Origin of the sequence: Myxococcus sp. NMCA1 (assembly GCF_026810205.1) — a bacterium.
Classification (GTDB): domain Bacteria; phylum Myxococcota; class Myxococcia; order Myxococcales; family Myxococcaceae; genus Myxococcus; species Myxococcus xanthus_A.
On sequence record NZ_CP113950.1, the window covers coordinates 8,035,597 to 8,052,698 of the forward strand.

At 67.4% G+C, this 17,102-nt stretch carries 13 protein-coding genes and 1 pseudogene; 9 read left to right on the forward strand and 5 right to left on the reverse strand.

Translation table 11 applies throughout. The features are described 5' to 3' along the window. Positions 1–43: 43 nt before the first annotated feature. On the forward strand, positions 44–346 hold the full coding sequence (locus tag OZ403_RS33140) for an Mpo1-like protein (RefSeq protein ID WP_140795232.1): 303 nt from the start codon (positions 44–46) through the stop codon (positions 344–346). A gap of 16 nt (positions 347–362) precedes the next feature. On the opposite strand, the gene OZ403_RS33145 is transcribed toward OZ403_RS33140, so the two are convergent. Then, the gene (locus tag OZ403_RS33145) at positions 363–1,598 is read right to left on the reverse strand and encodes an FAD-dependent oxidoreductase (protein WP_140795233.1); all 1,236 of its coding nucleotides are present in this window, start codon (positions 1,596–1,598) and stop codon (positions 363–365) included. 370 nt (positions 1,599–1,968) lie between these two features. Between OZ403_RS33145 and OZ403_RS33150 the strand changes: the two genes are divergently transcribed. Next, on the forward strand, positions 1,969–2,796 hold the full coding sequence (locus OZ403_RS33150; RefSeq protein ID WP_268782638.1) for a carbonic anhydrase: 828 nt from the start codon (positions 1,969–1,971) through the stop codon (positions 2,794–2,796). A gap of 55 nt (positions 2,797–2,851) precedes the next feature. On the opposite strand, the pseudogene OZ403_RS33155 reads toward OZ403_RS33150, so the two are convergent. After that, positions 2,852–3,550 (reverse strand): annotated as a pseudogene (locus OZ403_RS33155) (radical SAM protein); the annotation flags it as partial. A 101-nt stretch (positions 3,551–3,651) separates the two neighbouring features. On the opposite strand from OZ403_RS33155, the gene OZ403_RS33160 reads away from it, so the two are divergent. Next, the gene (locus tag OZ403_RS33160) at positions 3,652–3,831 is read left to right on the forward strand and encodes a hypothetical protein (protein ID WP_268784939.1); all 180 of its coding nucleotides are present in this window, start codon (positions 3,652–3,654) and stop codon (positions 3,829–3,831) included. 204 nt (positions 3,832–4,035) lie between these two features. Next, positions 4,036–5,886, forward strand: coding sequence for a bifunctional metallophosphatase/5'-nucleotidase (locus tag OZ403_RS33165; RefSeq protein ID WP_140795236.1), 1,851 nt, complete (start codon positions 4,036–4,038; stop codon positions 5,884–5,886). A gap of 67 nt (positions 5,887–5,953) precedes the next feature. On the opposite strand, the gene OZ403_RS33170 is transcribed toward OZ403_RS33165, so the two are convergent. Then, complete coding sequence (locus OZ403_RS33170) at positions 5,954–6,124, reverse strand: hypothetical protein (RefSeq protein ID WP_162521007.1); 171 nt, start codon at positions 6,122–6,124, stop codon at positions 5,954–5,956. 58 nt (positions 6,125–6,182) lie between these two features. Between OZ403_RS33170 and OZ403_RS33175 the strand changes: the two genes are divergently transcribed. The 3 genes from OZ403_RS33175 (at position 6,183) to OZ403_RS33185 (ending at position 9,593) form a co-directional block, all read left to right on the forward strand. After that, positions 6,183–6,431: a hypothetical protein gene (locus tag OZ403_RS33175; RefSeq protein ID WP_174258953.1), complete on the forward strand. Its 249-nt coding sequence runs from the start codon at positions 6,183–6,185 to the stop codon at positions 6,429–6,431. 573 nt (positions 6,432–7,004) lie between these two features. Further along, positions 7,005–7,238 carry a hypothetical protein gene (locus tag OZ403_RS33180; protein WP_268782639.1) on the forward strand — a complete coding sequence of 78 codons (234 nt, stop codon included), beginning with the start codon at positions 7,005–7,007 and terminating at the stop codon, positions 7,236–7,238. A 702-nt stretch (positions 7,239–7,940) separates the two neighbouring features. Next, complete coding sequence (locus OZ403_RS33185; protein ID WP_268782640.1) at positions 7,941–9,593, forward strand: invertase recombinase-like protein; 1,653 nt, start codon at positions 7,941–7,943, stop codon at positions 9,591–9,593. Between the two features lie 151 nt (positions 9,594–9,744). On the opposite strand, the gene OZ403_RS33190 is transcribed toward OZ403_RS33185, so the two are convergent. Further along, entirely contained in the window at positions 9,745–11,505 is a 1,761-nt protein-coding gene (locus tag OZ403_RS33190; protein WP_268782641.1) for an RCC1 domain-containing protein, read from the reverse strand. Between the two features lie 603 nt (positions 11,506–12,108). Here OZ403_RS33190 and OZ403_RS33195 point away from each other — a divergent pair. Together OZ403_RS33195 and OZ403_RS33200 are read left to right on the forward strand one after the other, a co-directional pair. Beyond that, positions 12,109–12,462 (forward strand): hypothetical protein, encoded by a 354-nt coding sequence (locus OZ403_RS33195; RefSeq protein ID WP_140857140.1) that lies wholly within the window; start codon positions 12,109–12,111, stop codon positions 12,460–12,462. Positions 12,463–12,521: 59 nt separating this feature from the next. Then, positions 12,522–13,082 carry a peptidoglycan-binding domain-containing protein gene (locus OZ403_RS33200; RefSeq protein ID WP_161606808.1) on the forward strand — a complete coding sequence of 187 codons (561 nt, stop codon included), beginning with the start codon at positions 12,522–12,524 and terminating at the stop codon, positions 13,080–13,082. Here the strand turns inward: OZ403_RS33200 and OZ403_RS33205 are convergent. Then, positions 13,032–17,099: an NHL domain-containing protein gene (locus OZ403_RS33205; protein ID WP_268782642.1), complete on the reverse strand. Its 4,068-nt coding sequence runs from the start codon at positions 17,097–17,099 to the stop codon at positions 13,032–13,034. The two genes, OZ403_RS33200 and OZ403_RS33205, sit on opposite strands and share 51 nt — an antisense overlap. Positions 17,100–17,102 lie beyond the last annotated feature (3 nt).

Genomic DNA, 17,102 nt, shown 5'->3' on the forward strand with positions numbered 1-17,102 from the left:
CCGGCACCTTCCTCCTGGGGCGCACGGTGCATACCGTGGCGTCATGCTCGGCGACCGTTCCTGGGAGGCGTGGATTTCGGAGTACTCGAAAAGCCACACCCATGCTGTCAACCGTCTGTGTCATACGGTGGGCATTCCGATGATTGCGGCCTCGGTCCCTCTGGCCGCCGCATCCCCGTTCGTCCCTCGCCTCTGGAAAGTGCCCGCCGCCCTCTTCGTCGTCGGGTGGAGCTTCCAGTTCGTGGGCCATGCCTTCGAGCGCAAGCCCCCTGAGTTCCTCAAGGACTGGCGCTTCCTCTTCGTGGGCCTGCGGTGGTGGGCCGCGAAAGTGGCGGGCAAGGCTTGACGCCCGCCTGAATCGCTCAGGCCCTGGGAGGCGCCGCTGGCGTGCGCACGTGTTCGGGCCGTATGCCCATGCCCACCAGGCGCGCCGGAATGCGCCGCAGGAAGGGGACGTGCTGGACCAGCCACAGCGGCAAGGGAAGCGCGGTGGACGCCGCCGGGCTTCGCAGCGCGGGCCCGAGCACGCGATTCTGGATGAGGACCTGGGCCCGCTGGGTGAAACGCGTGGGCCACTCCCGGCGCTCCTGGACGCGCCGCAGGTCCATGGGCGTCACATGCCGGGCGAGCAGTGGCCCCGCGAGGATGTTGGCGGCGGCTACCGCGTCCTGCACCGCCAGGTTGATGCCTACCCCACCCACGGGTGACATGGCATGCGCCGCGTCGCCAATGCAGAGCAGGCCCGCCTGGTACCAGGTGCGCAGCCGATCCACCCGCACGGTGAGCAGCTTCACGTCGTCCCACGTCGCCAGCTCGTGGGTCCGGTCCGCCAGAAAGGGCGCCAGCCGGGCGAAGTCCTCGCGGAAGGACGCCAGCCCGGCCTCGCGCAAGGCGTCGAAGCTGCCCTTCGAGATGACACGCCCGCACTGCCACGAGTCGCCCCGGTTGATGAGGACGAAAATCTGTCCCTGCTCGAAGCGGCCCATGGGGTCCTCGGGGTCTTCGGGCTTGCGCGAGACACGGAACCAGAGGACGTCCATGGGCGCGCCCAGGACCTCCACCTCCAGCCCGGCGCGCTGACGCACGACGGAGGTCCGGCCATCCGCCGCCACCACCAGCGACGCACGAACCTCCAATGAGCCCTCCGGCGTCCGGGCCTGGACGCCGACGACACACCCCTTCTCACGCAACACATCCGTCACTTCCGCGCACCGGCGCAGGTGGAAGCCCGGGTACTCGGCGGCCTTCCGCGCGAGGAAGTCGAGCAGGTCCCACTGCGGCATGAACGCGATGTAACGCGCGCGCGTGGGCAGGTGAGAGAAGTCTCCGACGACCACGTCATGGGCGCCGCGCTGGAAGCGCAACACCGGCGCCTTTTGATGCGGCAGGGCCAGGAGTTCCTCCAGCCACCCCAGCTCGTGCATCAGCTCCAGGGTGGAGGGGTGGATGGTGTCGCCGCGGAAGTCACGCAGGAAGTCCGCGTGCTTCTCCAGCACCGTCACCTCCACCCCCGCCCGTGCCAGCAACAAGCCCAGCATCATCCCCGCCGGGCCTCCTCCCACGACACAACACTGCGTGATGCGCGCCTCGTCGGCCATGTCAGTCCCCCGCCATCTCAGCCCCAGTCAGCAAAATTCTACGAGCGCCCCCACCCGGAACGACCAGACCTTCCAGGACCGAACGTATCTCCCTGACAGCAGGGCGATTCAAGGGGGGCGCTGCTCGGCGCACAAGAAACGATGTCATTTCAAACCCGTCATGACACACCGCCAGGCCGTCTGCCGAGTCCGACAGAAAGTGTCGGAAACAATGGCTAACAAATATTTCTGAATTTAAATGAAATTCACGGACGCCGGCCGCTGGCTCGAAACCCGGTGCGTGTCCGCGTGAGTGGGGCGGCCCTGGCCTGAGGTGAGGCCTGGGGTGCCCGGCTCGTGTTCGTCGTCTCATCCCAAAGGACGCATCCACATGTCTCGTTTTCGCGCTGTCTCAGTGCGCGCCCTCCAGGGCGCGTTGGTGTCATCCGTTTGCCTTGCTTCAAGCGCCCTCGCCCAGGACCTCCGCGGGACCCCGGCCCCGGTCTTCCTGAGCGGAGAGGACGCGCATTGGGGTTATTCACAGACGGTCAGCCCGCAGCACTGGGGCGAACTCCCGGGCAATGCGTTGTGCGCGGCGGGACTGGACCAGTCCCCCATCGCGCTGGTGACGGCGGAGACGGACCGGCAGCATCACCTGGACGTCCCCAGCTTCCATTACGGCGCCAGCCGCGTGCGCATGACGAACAACGGCCACACCGTGCAGTTCACCTATGACGCCGGCAGCACCCTCCAGGTGGGTGGCAACACGTATCACCTGGCGCAGTTCCATTTCCATACGCCCAGCGAGCACACGAAGGACGGCGTGGAGTACCCGCTCGAGGTGCACCTGGTGCACACCGACGCCCATGGCACGCCGGCCCTGGTCGTGGGCGTGCTCATCAAGGAGGGCCTCGTGCACCCGGGGCTGCTCACCTCCTTCCGGAACCTGCCCAAGCACGCCGGTGAGCACAGCCAGCCCCTGGCCGCGGTCATCAACGCCAGCTCGCTGCTCCCGTTCAACAAGGCGTTCTACAAGTACGTCGGCTCACTCACCACGCCCCCGTGCACCGAAGGGCTCCAGTGGTATGTGATGAAGAACCCCATCGAGATGTCGGACTCGCAGATTGCCGCGTTCCAGCGTCTGCCCTACCTCAACCCGAACAACCGCCCGCTGCAGCCGCTGAACGGCCGCGTCGTGAGCGCGCAACGCAGGCACTGAGTTCTCGATGGACACGTCCCAGGCCGGCTCGTTCCGGCCTGGGCGGTATCGCGCCCTACTCCCGCCCCCGAGGCGCCGCACCCGCGGCGCGGGACTTGCCACGCCGCAGCCCCACGAGCCCGGCCACGTCGCTCTGCCGCGGGGACTCCGGGCGCGCGCCATTCTCCAGCACCCCATGCGACGGGAAGTCCACCGTCGGCGCATGGAACAACCCAATGGACACCAGGCCCTTGCCCGCCAGTTCCTCCCAGATGGCCGAGCCAGGAATGGTGTTGTACCACTGCAGGTAGACGCGGACGTTGTATTTGACGAGCAGCTTCGAGGCGAACTCGATGGTCCGCAGGCAGTCCTCGCGCGTCTCGAACGGGAAGCCGATGACGAACGAGAACACACACTTGTGGGAGAGCCCCACCTCCTGAAGCATGGCCGCGGCCCGCTCGAGCACCTTCGTCGTGCAGCCCTTGGCAATCTTCTTCAGGCCCTCGTCGTAGCCACACTCGGCGCCGATGAGCATGTGGTTGGTGATGGGGGCCAGGGCTTCGCAGACCTCACCCCGGATGACATCCGTGGCGCGGGCATCCAGGGTGGCCTGGATTTTCATGCCGCGGCGCTTGAGCTCGCGGGTGACGTCGGCGACCCGCTGGATGTCCAGCGTGTAGAGGTCATCGATGATGCTGAAGACCTTGTAGCGCGTGCGCTTGAGGTAGGGCTGAAGCCGCTCCAACCGGTCCACGAAGTTGCCCGCGGACACGCCCCGCCAGCTCCCGAGGAACCTGGTGGAGCAGAACGTGCACTTGAACTTGCAGCCCCGGGCGGACTCGGCTGACCGGCCCCCTCTGGCCCACGCTGTTCGCGGTGGCTTCGTTCCCCCTGACGGATGGCTGGGCGAACCTGGGCCATGAGCGTCACTGGAACTGGTACGCCCCCCGGACCTTCCGGATGTTCCATGGCGGATGCGCGGCCATCGCGGCGGCGGAGCTGATGCTCTTCTTCGCACTGCTCCAAAGACTGCCCGCGTCAATTCTCACCCCGTGAGATTTCGGCTCAACGGGCATGGCATTCTGCAACGCCGCGCTCCCGAAGTCCGAGAACGCCAGAGACACCGGCGGGAATTTGAGAAACGCCGCTCGAGCGAGAGCATGACGAGACCTTCCCGCGCAGGGAATGACAGAGCCATGAGTTAGGGTCTCGCCCAGCTGGGAGATTCTTCCCGGCATTCCACTTCGTAGAGGTTTCCTGATGCGTTTTCCTGCCTGGGCGCGCGCGTTGCGCACGACTTCCTTCTGTCTCGTGGGTGCCTGCTCGCTGTTGACGGCCTGCGATTCCAGCGAAGAACCAGGGCCCGGCAACGAGCCCCCGCCCGACACCACCCCTCGTACGCTGACGCTGCTGCAGACGAGCGACCTGCACACGAACATCTTCCCGTGGGACTACTTCTCCGGGAAGCCCGACGCGAAGCGAGGCGTCGCCAAGGTGGCCACGCTCGTCAAGCAGGAGCGGGAGAAGAACCCGGACTGCACGCTGCTCGTCGACACCGGCGACACCATCCAGGGCTCGCCGCTGGGCACCTACTATGCCCTGGTGGACAACACGCCCCAGCATCCCATGGCCGCCGCCATGAACGAGATGGGCTATGCCGCCATGGCCCTGGGCAACCACGAGTTCAACTTCGGCCTGGACGTCCTCAACAAGTTCAAGAGCGAGGTCAACTTCCCACTGCTCGGAGCCAACGTGCGCAACTCCGCGGACGGCTCCGAGGCATTCACGCCCTACATCATCAAGACGGTGTGTGACGTGAAGGTCGGCATCCTCGGCCTGGTGACGCCTGGCGTGACGACGTGGGAGCGCGCGGAGAACATCGCCGGCCTGCGCTTCGATGACCCGCTGCAGACGGCGAAGGACTACGTGCCGCGGATGAAGGACGCCGGCGCGGACGTCGTGGTGGTGGCCATCCACAGCGGTCCCGACCGGCAGCCGACCGGCAGCGCGAGCAACCCTGAATCGTGGCTGGCCGACTACGCGGATGATTCGAAGTGGGCGGACCGGGGCAACCTCCCGGGAGAGAACCAGGCCGTCCAGATTGCCCAGCAGGTCCCCGGCGTGGATGTCCTCCTCACGGGCCACACGCACCAGCCCATTCCGAAGATGCTGCTGCGGAACGTGGACGGGAGCGAGGTCCTCCTCACGCAGCCCAACCGCTGGGGCAGCCACCTGGCCGACGTCCAGCTCCAGGTCACCTGGGATGGCGAGCGATGGGGCGTGAACACCCATGACGCCCAACTCCACGTCGTGGACGACACGGTGGCGGCGGATGCCGCCGTCACCCAGAGCACCCAGGTCCACCACGACACGACGGTCGCCTACGTGAACCAGAAGATTGGCACCACCACCGGCGTGTTCCCGGGCGGCTTCGCCGGACGCTACGTGGACGGCCCACTGGGGGACCTCATCAACATCGTGCAGGAGCAGGCCGCGCTCGAAGCCGGTTTCGCCGTGGACCTGTCCCTGGGCGCCATCTTCACCAACGATGTCTCGCTGCCCGAGGGAGACGTCACCCTGCGCGATGCCTACAGCGTCTACATCTACGACAACACGCTGTACGTGATGGAGATCAACGGCTCCATCCTCCGGCGCGCGGTGGAGATGAACGCCAACTACTTCGCCACGATTGACCCGGACAACCTGCCCCCGACGCCCGCGGCGGCAAAGGCCACCTCGCCCTCCATCGCGGACTACAACTGGGACCTCTACTCGCACATCGAATACGGCTACGACCTGACGAAGCCCGCGGGCTCGCGGACCACGCACCTGCGCTTCAAGGGCAATGAAGTCACCGATGACCAGGTCTTCATCGTCGCCATCAACAACTACCGCGCGGGCGGTGGTGGCGGCTACAGCATGTTCAAGGAAGGCCGTGTGCTGTGGACGTCCGCGGATGGCGTGCGGGACTACGTCGCGCGCTACCTGCAGCAGAACCAGGGGCTGTCGCCGGACGCGGTGAACACCTGCAACTTCACGCTCGGGCCCGACCTCTACACGCCGTACTACGCGGCCACGTTCGGCCCGGCGAAGTGCCTGACCGTGGAGTAGGCACACGCTGATTTCACGCGGGGCCGGGCGCACGCCGTTCAGGTGCGCCCGGTCTCCGGCGCGAAACTCACTTGCGCCGGGGCGGAGCGGGTGGCGCCTGGTCCTGCGTGCCTGAGATGTTCTGTGGGCTGGCGAGCCGCATGTCTCCCTCGGGCGTGACGACCACATCCGCGCCCAGTCCATCCGTCCCCATGAAGCCGGGCTTCGAGGTCACGCAGGACGTAGCCCGCGAAGTCACGAATGGCCTCCGATTCCTCCCTGAACAGCGGGAGGAGATACGGAATCGCCGCCGCGCCATGAGCCTGGATGCGGCTCGCGAGTCCTTGCGCTTCCGTGCCGACGCCACCGCTGTCATCGACGACCTCAAGGATGCGCTCCACGAGCTGCTGGAGCGAGGTGCTTCCGCCAGGCACGGGTGCGCTGGCCAGCGGGGCGGGCACCATGGGCGTGACGCCATCAATGGCCGGCTGAAGCCCCTTCGCGCGCCGCCAAGGGGCTTCGAGCCATTCTTCGCCGCTCAGAGACAGTACGACGTGGGGAAATAGCATTCGGACACGTTCGTCGAGTACCAGGCCCCGTAGATGCAGATCTCCTGGCGGCGTCGGGTTGCCGTCTGTGTGCAACACCCATCCCGCACCCAGCGGGTCGAGTTATGGGAACAGGCGGCCGCTGCCACGGTGCCCTCCTCGGAATGAAGCGGGACGACGTCCTCGGAGTACAACGCGGACTCGGGTGACACCTCCAGCACCGACATCTCACCCTCAGCGCCGCATCCAGCGACCAGGGCACTTGCTCCTACACACATGGCCAGCATGGGCATGAACCGGAGTTTCAAGGGACCGCTCCTTTCGTGTTTGACATTGCCAGGATCAACATCCCGCGGCCTGGTGGCGAGGGCGGATGAACAGACGGTGCTCGCCCCTGAACACTCTTCGCATTGACAACCACGGCGACATGACCTCTCCGCACGCATGCCAGGCGAGCGCCATCTACAGACACTGGAAAGGTCTGTTCCCAGGCATTCAGCACTGTCGGGCAGAATGCCACCATCCATCAGCACGCGCGGTGCCGTCAGACTCTCTCGGGAATACGCACGCAGGGTCGCGCTGGTGACACGGGTGGTGGGGAATGATGGACGGGAGAAGAGCATCATCAACGTCCACCTCGCCTCGGGCAACGAGAACGCGACCCTGCGGGCGAAGCAGCTCGACTATCTGGCGGACGTCGTGCGGGCGGAGAGCAAGGGCCCTCCAGCCTGCGAGGTGGTCGTGCAGGGAGACTTCAATGACTCCACGAAGAACGTCGGCGCGGCACTGGAGGACGCCGGGCTGCGCCGCGTGGTGGGCGGATAGAAAGCGAATGGCGATAACTTCAACCAGGTCTGGGGGTCCGCGGGGCTCGATACCGACACCAGCGCCCAGGTGAAGGCGGACGGCGTCACCGACCACAAGCACGCCGGCTACACCGTCATCCGCTGAGACCATCCACGACCAAGGGACCGCCGCATCGACAGCGCGTACTGCTCGGCAGGGGGTTGTACTCCCACCACCAGGGCATGTCGGTCAGGCCGAGGACGCTTCGCCGACATTCAAAGCGGGGAACGCACGCAGTGGCACCTGCCGGGAGGCGTGGCGCAATGGGCGGACCGCAGCATCCCAAGCCCCTGTACTAGCGGCGGACATCCACAAGGAACTCCAGCCCATCCTGGTGGAAACACTGCGTGAACATCGCGTGTCGCCGAAGCGGCTGAAGTTGCGCGCAGCCCGCTCGCGGTAGCCCCCCCTTGATTTCCGGGTGCGCAATGTGGGGCTTTCCGGGGGAGAACGCGCCCACGCAGCGCGGAAGAATCAAGGAAGCATCGGACTCTCAGAATTCTTCCATACCATGAGGCAGACACGGCGCAACCGTGGGGGGCCGGCTCGGTCCCGCTTGAGGGAAGTGTGGTACGAGAAGCCCGTTCCGCGAACCGGAGGATTGCTTTGACGTTGTTTCGAGTGTGTCTGACTTCGCTGCTGGTCTTCGTGGCCGCCTGCGGGGGGGATTCGGATCCCGTAGTGACTCCTGACGCCGGCCAGACGCGACCGGACGCGGGCGGCGAAACGCCGGACGCGGGCGGCGAAACGCCGGACGCGGGCGGCGAAACGCCGGACGCGGGGGAAGAGGCGCCTGACGCCGGTGAGGAAACGCCGGACGCCGGCAGCGAGACGCCGGACGCGGGCGAGGAAATCCCGGACGCCGGCGGCGAGACGCCGGACGCGGGCGAGGAAATCCCGGACGCCGGCAGCGAGACGCCGGACGCGGGCGAGGAAATCCCGGACGCTGGCAGTGAGACGCCGGACGCCGGCAGTGAGACGCCTGACGCGGGTGTGGAACCCGGGGGGAGCGTCATCGACAACTGGGGCTTCGAAGAGTGGCCCGGTGCGCTTCCGGAGATGTGGCTCGGGAGCAAGTCGAACATCACGTCGGACAGCGTGCAGAAGGTGACCACGAACGCCTTCGAGGGCGTGAACGCGGTCCGCCTGACCAACACTTCGGGGACGCACCGGCGCTTCACCACCGGAGCGAAGTCGATGCCCGCGGGCCGCTACGCCTGCACCTTCCAGGCGCGGGGCATTGGCGACGTTCGAAACGCCTTCTTCGACGACGACTACTCCAGCTACTCGTCCTACACGACCGTCAACAGCGCGACGTGGACGCAGGTGGCGTACAGCTTCAACCTCGCCAACGATGTCTTCGACACCTTCGAGCTCATCTTCAGCATCCGCAACACCAGCGGCGAGCACCTGAGCATCGATGACGTGCGCTGCACGCGGGCCGCCGAGCCGTGTGACGATGTCAGCTGCGAGTCCTGGGAGCGCTGCGTGAATGCCACCGCGACCTGCGAGCCGCTCGCCGGCCGGTGCAACGCTGCCGAGGACTGCAGCGAGTGGCAAGCCTGCGACGAGACGAACACGTGCGTGGTCGCCGCCGACCGCTGCACCCGCCACGCGGATTGCGCGGGGACGCCGGAGACGCCGGTCTGCGATACGGCCAGCCATCTCTGCGTCGAGGGCGACCCTTGCGCCGGCGTCGTGTGCAATCACCCGGCGACGAGCTGCAACCCCACGAGCGGCGTGTGCGAGCTGTCCGCGGGAGCCTGCTTCACCACGTACGACTGCGTGGGTGAGCTGCCGGCCTGCGACACTGCGACCGGACGCTGCGTGTCCGCCGACCACCCCGCGAACATCATCCGCAATGGTGGGTTCGAGAGCTGGAACACCTACAACATCCCCTACCACGGCAACCATCTCATCCCGGACTACTGGTACGGGCTCGACAACGGCGTCGCCGACCCGGGCACGGAGATCAGGCCCTCGCGACTCGTGCGCTACACGGCGGCGGTGCATGGCGGTTCGTCGGCGCTGCAGTTCGTGGTCCCCATCCAGGTCGCCGAGCGCTTCACGCTCGAGAAGTTCAACGTCCCCAGCGGCAACTACTCCTGCTCGTACCGGGTGCGGGGCCACGGCACCATCCGGCATCGCAGCTACTCGAGCGCTGGCTGGAGCCCGGCCACCGACTTCCTCACCGTCGACAGCGACGAGTGGCAGCCGGTGTTCTTCCGCATCACGGGCAACGTGCGTGACTGGCGCCTGTTCTTCTATCCGAGCCGCAGTGAAGCCGACCGCGACCACCTCCAGGTCGACGACGTCGTCTGCACGAAGGACTAGCGAGCCGCGGCGAAGGACCGCGGGCTTCCAAGCCCGCGGTCCTCCGCCTCCCGCCCGGTGCCCTCAAGAGGGCGACCTGCCCCCGACGCCGCCATGAGCCACGACGCCGGGAAGGCGCATCAGGAGCGGCGATGCGCCCAGGCGCCGTGGCTCAGGGCAGCGGCACCGGGATGGGGGCCGGGTAGGACCAACTGTTGATGACGCCGTCCGGGCCGAGCGAGCCGTTGAGGTTCCAGCCCCAGGCGAAGACGGAGCCATCCCCGCGCACGGCGATGACGTGGGTGGCGCCCATGCCCATGGAGGACAGCGGCGCGACCTCCGCCGAGGAGGCCGTGGGCTCCGGATGCGACTGCACCGTGGAGCCCAGGGCGAGCTGGCCGTTGTGGTTCTGTCCCCACGCCATCAGCGAACCGTCCGCGAGCCGCGCGAAGCTGTAGTTACCGTTGGCGAACACCGCGCGCGCCTGGGCGACGTTCTTCACCTTCACAGGCGTGGCGCTCTCGCCGCCCGGGGTGAGGGCGCCCGTCCCGAGCTGGCCGCTGGCGTCCAGGCCCCATGCGGACACCGTGCCGTCCGCGTGCACCGCGAGGATGTGGTCGCGGCCGTTGGCGATGTCCACCACGTCCGTCACGCCCGGCACCTGGTTGGGGAGCGGGTGGCTGTCACCGTCGACCACGCCCGTGCCCAGGTTGCCGTAGTCGTTGCGTCCCCACACCCACACGGTGCCATCGCGCTTGAGCGCCGCCGAGTGCATGGAGCCGCCAATCACCTTCACCACGTCCGTCAGGCCCGACACCACCACGGGGTAGTCCCGCGACACGGTGGTGCCGTCGCCCAGCTGACCGTTCTGGTTGTTGCCGAAGGCGCGCACCGTGCCGTCCTCCATCAGCACCAGCGAGTGGCGGAAGCCCGGGCCCACCGCGACCGCGCCCGTCAGCCCCGGCACGCGCGTGGCGGAGTAGCGAGGGGTGACGTCCCGCGTCCGCGTCTCGCCCTCCACGGGCGGCGTGCCCAGGCCGAGCTGGCTGTCGCCGTTCTCTCCCCACGTCCACACCTCGCCGCCAGCGGTGAGCGCCATGGCGAAGTTCTGATTGAAGGCGATGGAGGTCACCGACTCCAGGCCCGGGACCGCCTGCGGGTTCTTCTGGTCCATCGTCACGTCCGCGCCCAGGCCGAGCTGGCCACGGTTGTTGCGACCCCACATGTAGACAAGGCCATTGCGCACCGTGCCGCTGTGCAGGCCGCCCGCGGAGGCCAGGCCGCCGAAGTGGAAGGACACCGTCGACTCGCCCGTGTTGCCCCCCGCGTCACGCGCCTTCAGCGTCACGACGTTGGCGCCCGGCCGAGGAGTCACCTCGAAGGCCAGCGCGCCCTCCGCGTTCGCGGGGGCGTCCAGGGCCTGCTCCTCGCCGCCGTTGAGCGAGTAGCTCACGCCCGCCACGCGCTTGTTGTCCGAGGCCACAGCCTCCACGCGCACGCGGCGCACGCTGATGGCGAGTCCCTCGTCCGGAGACACCACCTGCACCTGGGGCGGCTCGGTGTCCGGGACATAACGCACCGTCGTCACCTGGGAGCCCTTGCCCCCGGACTGGTCCACCGCCTCCAGGTGCACCGTGTTGTCACCCTCGCGCAGGGTGAGGTCCACGGCGAATGTCCAGGCACCACTGACCGCGGTGGCCACCACGGGAACGGCTTCGCCGTCGTTCAATCGCGCGGTCAGGTCGGCCAGTGTCCCCGGCGCGTTCACCCGGCCGGTCAGCCGGACGACGGCGTCATCCGACTCGAAGCCGGACACCGGGGTGGTCACCGTCACGCGAGGGGGAGCGGGAATGCCGGGCGTGTTCTCCACGTCCGACCCGCAGGCGGAAAGGAACAGGGCCACAAGCGCCAGGGCGCAGGCACGGAACTTCATGGGACTCCTTGGGGCATAAATTGAGATTGACTTGCAGAATCAGAACTCGTTCCACCTCTTATCTCTCGTGACGCAGGGTGCGCAAGAGGGGGATGCCGCGAGCCGTCACTTCATTTCTCCGAGGGACGAAGGCGCTTTGGCGCACGGAGACACGGCGGAGGGCGCGTCCGTCCACACTGCGCCACACGTAGCAAGCGCATGCACTCCGGCAGATGCACTCCCGCCGCCCATCCCATCAGCGTCCGTATGAAACCGTTATCAACCGCCCCCTCCATGCGTTGTCTGGGAGCAAGTGCTCGAAGAGGTCTCAAGCCTGACCTCAGGCAGCCGGCAGTCCGCGCGCATGCCAATGAGGCCTTGGGTGCAAGATTCGCGGTGATGAGAAGAGTATCTGTCCGCTCGTCCGCGCCACCCCGGAGCAACGCACGGCATGAGCAGGGTGATATGTCCAAAGGGAGTCATGTGGCGCCTCCTCAGACCTGGCGCACGGGCAGAGGTTCCGGCAGCGGCGCTCCTCGGCCGCGTAGCACCTGCCCTCCCCCGCGGCGGCGCATCCATCCGGCCTATGGATACTCCGGGCAGCGCATGGGTATCCTCTCTTCCATGACGCTCGTTATCCGCCAGGCGCAGTTGGAAACCTTCGGAGAGGCTTCTCTCCATCGGTTCGAGTCGCGGCTCTGCGACCTTGTGCGCCAGCACTGGCCGGAGTCGTGCGAGGCGATGTCACCGTCCGCCCTCCAAGAATTCGTAGAGGACGGCATCGCGCGGGGCCGGAACTACGGCGTCACATCTGAAAGAGACCTCGCGCGCTTCGTCAACGTCCAGTTCGCGCTCGGCGCGGAGTTCGACACCAATCCCCGCTATGCGTGGGCCGCCGACGTGCTCAAGGCCTCTGGCGTCCCCGCGTCCACACGCGTTGACCAACTCTGCGAACTCACCGCCGGGGCCCTGCGATGAGCACTCATGAGAACTTTGCCCGCCTCCAAGCCGAGACTCAGTCCTTCCCGGACCGCCCCGTGGACTCGGCGGTGGAGCCCTGCCCTCTCCAACAAAAGGTGCGAATCCGCCTGGTGGTGCGGAATCACGACTTTGGCGTGTACACCCACAAGAAGTACCGGCTGACCATCGGCTCGGCATCCGTCGACGGAAACACGGGCGACCGTGGCCTGGTCGACCAGTTGGTCCCCAAGGAGGCGCGCAAGGCGGTCCTCAAGGTGTGGCTCGCCGAAGGGCTCCCGCCGCGTACGTGGAACCTGGAGTTGGGCAAGCTCAAGCCCCCGTCCACCGTCCAAGGCGTACAGGCACGATTGAGCAACCTCGGGTTCGAACAGGGCCCTGTTGACGGCGACGCGGGCGCCGAAACGAGACAGGCCCTCATGGCCTTCCAAGCGGACTTTGGCATTGAGCCAAGTGGCGAGCTTGACGACGGTACCCGGTCGCGCATCGACGCGGTCTACCGGTCGCGCCAGGAGGCGCCCTCACTCGAGGGCGTCTGGCGTCCGAAACCAGGCAAACGATTCAAGCGTTCAAAGGATCGCACGGCGAATCCGCCGGTTCCCGGTGTCCGCGATAAATAGGCTGCGCCCGGCCTGGTCAACCGCCAGGCCGCGAGGCCCATTCATCTGAGCCGCCCCCGGCAGACCGCCGTCACCCGCGAAACCGGCTGCGCCCGTACCCACCAGCGTGGTGATGATGCCTTCCTCGACCTTGCGCACACGCGCTTGCGGCGTGCATGCGATGTAGACCACGCCCGCGCCATCCACGGCGAGCCCCTGCGGGGTGTCGATCTGCGCCGCGTTCGCCGCGGCACCGTCGCCCGTGTGGCCCTGCACGCCCGTGCCCGCCAGCGTGTTCATCGTGAAGGTGTCCGTGGTGTCGTCGTACGCAATCAGGCGGACACGGTGGTCACCGACGGTCGCCACGTAGACGTTGCGCGAGTTGTCGACTGCGACAGCGACCGGTGTGTGGAGCGATGCCGCGGCGGGCGCCCCACCATCGCCCGCGAACGCCGCATTGCCGTCACCCGCGAAGGTAGTGATTGCCCCGGTAGCGACTGAGAGCGCGCGAATGCAGTTGTTGCCTTGGTCGCAGATGTACAGCACGTCGCCCTTGAAGTCATAGGCGACGTCGGAGGGGGTATCGAGTTGCGCGAGCAGGGCGTCACCGTTGTCACCGCCGAACCCCTGGGTCCCATTGCCCGCGACGAGCGAGATGTTGCGGGACCTGAGGTCGACGCGGCGCACGCGGTGATTCCCACTGTCCGCCACGTAGAGAACATGGTTGTCGCGGTCGTAAGACAGCCCGCCCGGAGTGTCCAACCGCGCCGCCGCAGCGGGATGATTCGCGTCGCCCGCGTGACCGTTGTTGCCGTCACCCGCGCACGTGTAGATGTCGACCGCGCCGTCCACCCTCCGGACACGGTGATTGACGGAGTCCGCGATGAAGACATCCTCACGCCCACAGGCAACCGCCAGCGGGGTGTCGAGTTCGGCTCCTCTGGCATCAAAGTCGTCGCCATCGAACCCTTGCGTGCCGTTCCCCGCGAACTCGTCGATGGTGCCATCCGCCACCGTGACCTTGCGAACCCGGTGGTGCCCTCGGTCGACGATGTAGACATCGTCCGTGGAGTCGACCGCGACGCCACAGACGGTGTTGAACGTCGCCGCGGTCGCGAGCCCGCCGTCGCCCCCGTTACCATTGGCGCCCGTACCCGCGAACGTGCTGATCGTACCGTCCGCCTCGTTCACTTTTCGCACGCGGCGGTTGCCCCGGTCGGCGATGTACACGTTGCCCGTGGAGTCGACCGCCACGCCACCAGGCGCGTTGAGATGGGCTGAGTCCGCATCCGCGCCGTCCCCCCAGAATCCTTGCGTCCCATCGCCAGCGAAGGCCGTGATGAGTCCCGCCGAGACCAGGCGCACGCAGTGGTTGCCTGTATCCGCGATGTAGAGCCCGCCGCCCGCGTCCACCGCCACCGCGGTCGGCGCGCTCAGTGTCGCGGCGGCAGGAGGGCCGTCGTCGCCCGCGTGGCCCGCGACACCTGTGCCCGCGAAAGTTCGGATCTTCCCCGTGGTCAGGTTCACGCAGCGGATGCGGTTGTTGCCTGTATCCGCGATGTAAAGCAGGTTGTCTGCCACCGCGAGCGCCAGGCCGCTGGGGGCGTTGAGCAGGGCCGCGGTGGCGAGCCCCCTGTCGCCCCCGAAACCCGGGGCTCCAGTCCCCGCGATGGTGGTGATGATTCCCGTGGACAGGTTGACCTCGCGGACCCGGTGCGACACCGAATCCGCGATGAAGAGGCGGTTGCGTGATGCGTCCATCGCGAGGCCCGCCGGCGTGCGGAGCCGGGCGTTCGTAGCCAGCGCGTTCGAGTCGCCCGCGTACCCCTGGTTGCCGTCTCCAGCGAGCGCGCGGATGTCCCCCGAAGCGTCGATGACGCGCACACGGTGATGCCCGGGGTCCGAGACGTACACGTTCCAATCCGCGTCGTACTCCAGGTGCGTTGGCGTGTTGAACTGCGCGGCGGCCGCCTGTCCCGCGTCGCCCACGTTGCCGTTCACACCCGTGCCCGCGAACGTCGAAACGGACGCCGGGAACATGCCGAAGAAGTTGTGGATGGAGAGCGAGCAAGGCCCGTTCGGACAGACGCGCGGGTGTCGATGGCACCCGACCTGCGGGGCGCCGCAAGCGCCGGCGAACGCGACGCGGGCGGACGCCACGGCGGCGCGCGCGACCTCCGCCAGCGTCAGGCTGGGCGTGCCACAAATGGCGGCCACGGCGGCGATTCGAGGCAGGAGCTTGGCGTTCACGTTGTCGATGAGCATCGCGGGTGCGAACGCCCGTGGATTGATGGGAATCGCGGGTGCCAGCGCGGCGGCCGCCGCGATTGCCACGCGGACATCCGCACGGATGGCCGCCATCGCAGCCACCGCGGTAGCGGCTGCTTCCGCCGGCCCTTGTGAGAAATTGCCTCCCGGCTGGCCGATTCGCGCCTGGGACGCGGCGCATACGGCCGCGGTCACCGCCGTCTTGATTTGCGCGTCCGTCGGCACGTTGGCCCCGTTGCGCGCGTGGGCTGCGAAAACGATGCGTGTCGCGAACTCGGTGGGGATGGCGTCGTGTACCACCTCGATGGTGTCGGCGTGCGCCGCACAGCCGTGCGCCTGCGCTGCCGCCTCTTTCGCCTGGCTCGGCAGCGTCGGAACGTTCAACGGGTCGCTCAGCAGGTCCGCGATCACGATTTCGACGAAGTTCGTGACCTCCTGGGCGCACTTCGCGGCGGCGAGCATCACGCAATCGACGATCGCGGCGGCCAGGGCCTGGGCATTGACGTGCGACGCGACGGCCGCCGTCGCCACAACGGTCCCCAGGGCCCCAGCGAGCGAGGCATGCGTGGCCGCCAATCCCGCCATGTCGGCCGCCCGCTGCGCGAGCGTGCGCGGAGGGACCTGGACCGCGGGGACAAGCATGGCGTTGGCCACGAGCGGAATCTTGCTTTCGATCGCCGCCTGGTATGCCGCGCCTACCGCGACCTGGGCCCGCGTGCCCAGCACGTTCTGGTAGACATCAATCTCCGCCGCGGCCGTGGCGAGGAGCGACACCGCCGCGCCGTTGATCTCCTCCGGAGTATTGGCGGCGTCCGCGTAGCACGGCCCACGGGCCGCGCCCGGCCACAGGAGGCCCACGTTGCCCCGCGGCCCCGCGTACTTCGCGGCGAACTCCGCCCCCCCGGTGTCCATCCGGTGGTCGTCGTCCCACTCGCGGCTCTCATACGCCGTCACGCCATCGCCGATGTTCGGGTGGCCGAACGCATTGCCCCAACCGAACGAATAGACAATCAGGTACTCCGCCGCGCGATTGGGGCGCGGAACGTACGGGGTGTGGCCCACGGGCGAACCGTGGTGTCCCGCGACGAGTCCCACGCACCGCTGGTCCACCCCGTGGCGGAAGACCTGCTGATTGGCCATGTGGGGTAATTGCTCGAACGTCGCATCCCCCGTGAGCAGCATGTACTCCCCAGCCACCCCGGGGTTCTCGATCCGCAGCGCGAGCCCCGAGTTGTTCGTGTCGTTGCCCGAGCACTTGATGACGCGGAAGTGCGAATGCGTGGACCTGCGCATGACCGGGGCATTGTGCCAGTCCTCGTCGGGCCACTTGTGGAGGGTGCACCCGTCGCCATCGAGCGTCTGCTCCAGCGCCTCCGCGCTCATGCTCTTCTGGATCGAGGCGCGCCAGGCGATGTTCGACCGATCTTGCGCTGGTGCCAGGATGTGAATGTTGTTGATGGCATGCGCGTTCGACAGCTGGAGCATCGCGCGGTAGTGGTCCTCGTCCCAGTGCGACTGGATCACGCGAGAGTAGGCGACGTCGATGCAGTACGTGGGCGCTGGGTGGGGATAGGTGAACTGACTGCCGCTCATCCCGCCCCCCAGGTCGTAGTAGATGAACGGGCGCCAGTTGTCGTTGAAGACGACGTTGCAGTTGCCCTGCCCCACGTCGACGACCACCACGAAGCGCGGCCTGCTTGCCGCCCCGACGGGGAACCAGTTCTGGAGCAGGGCGTCAGCGGTCCCTTGATTGAGATTGATGATCGGCACGGT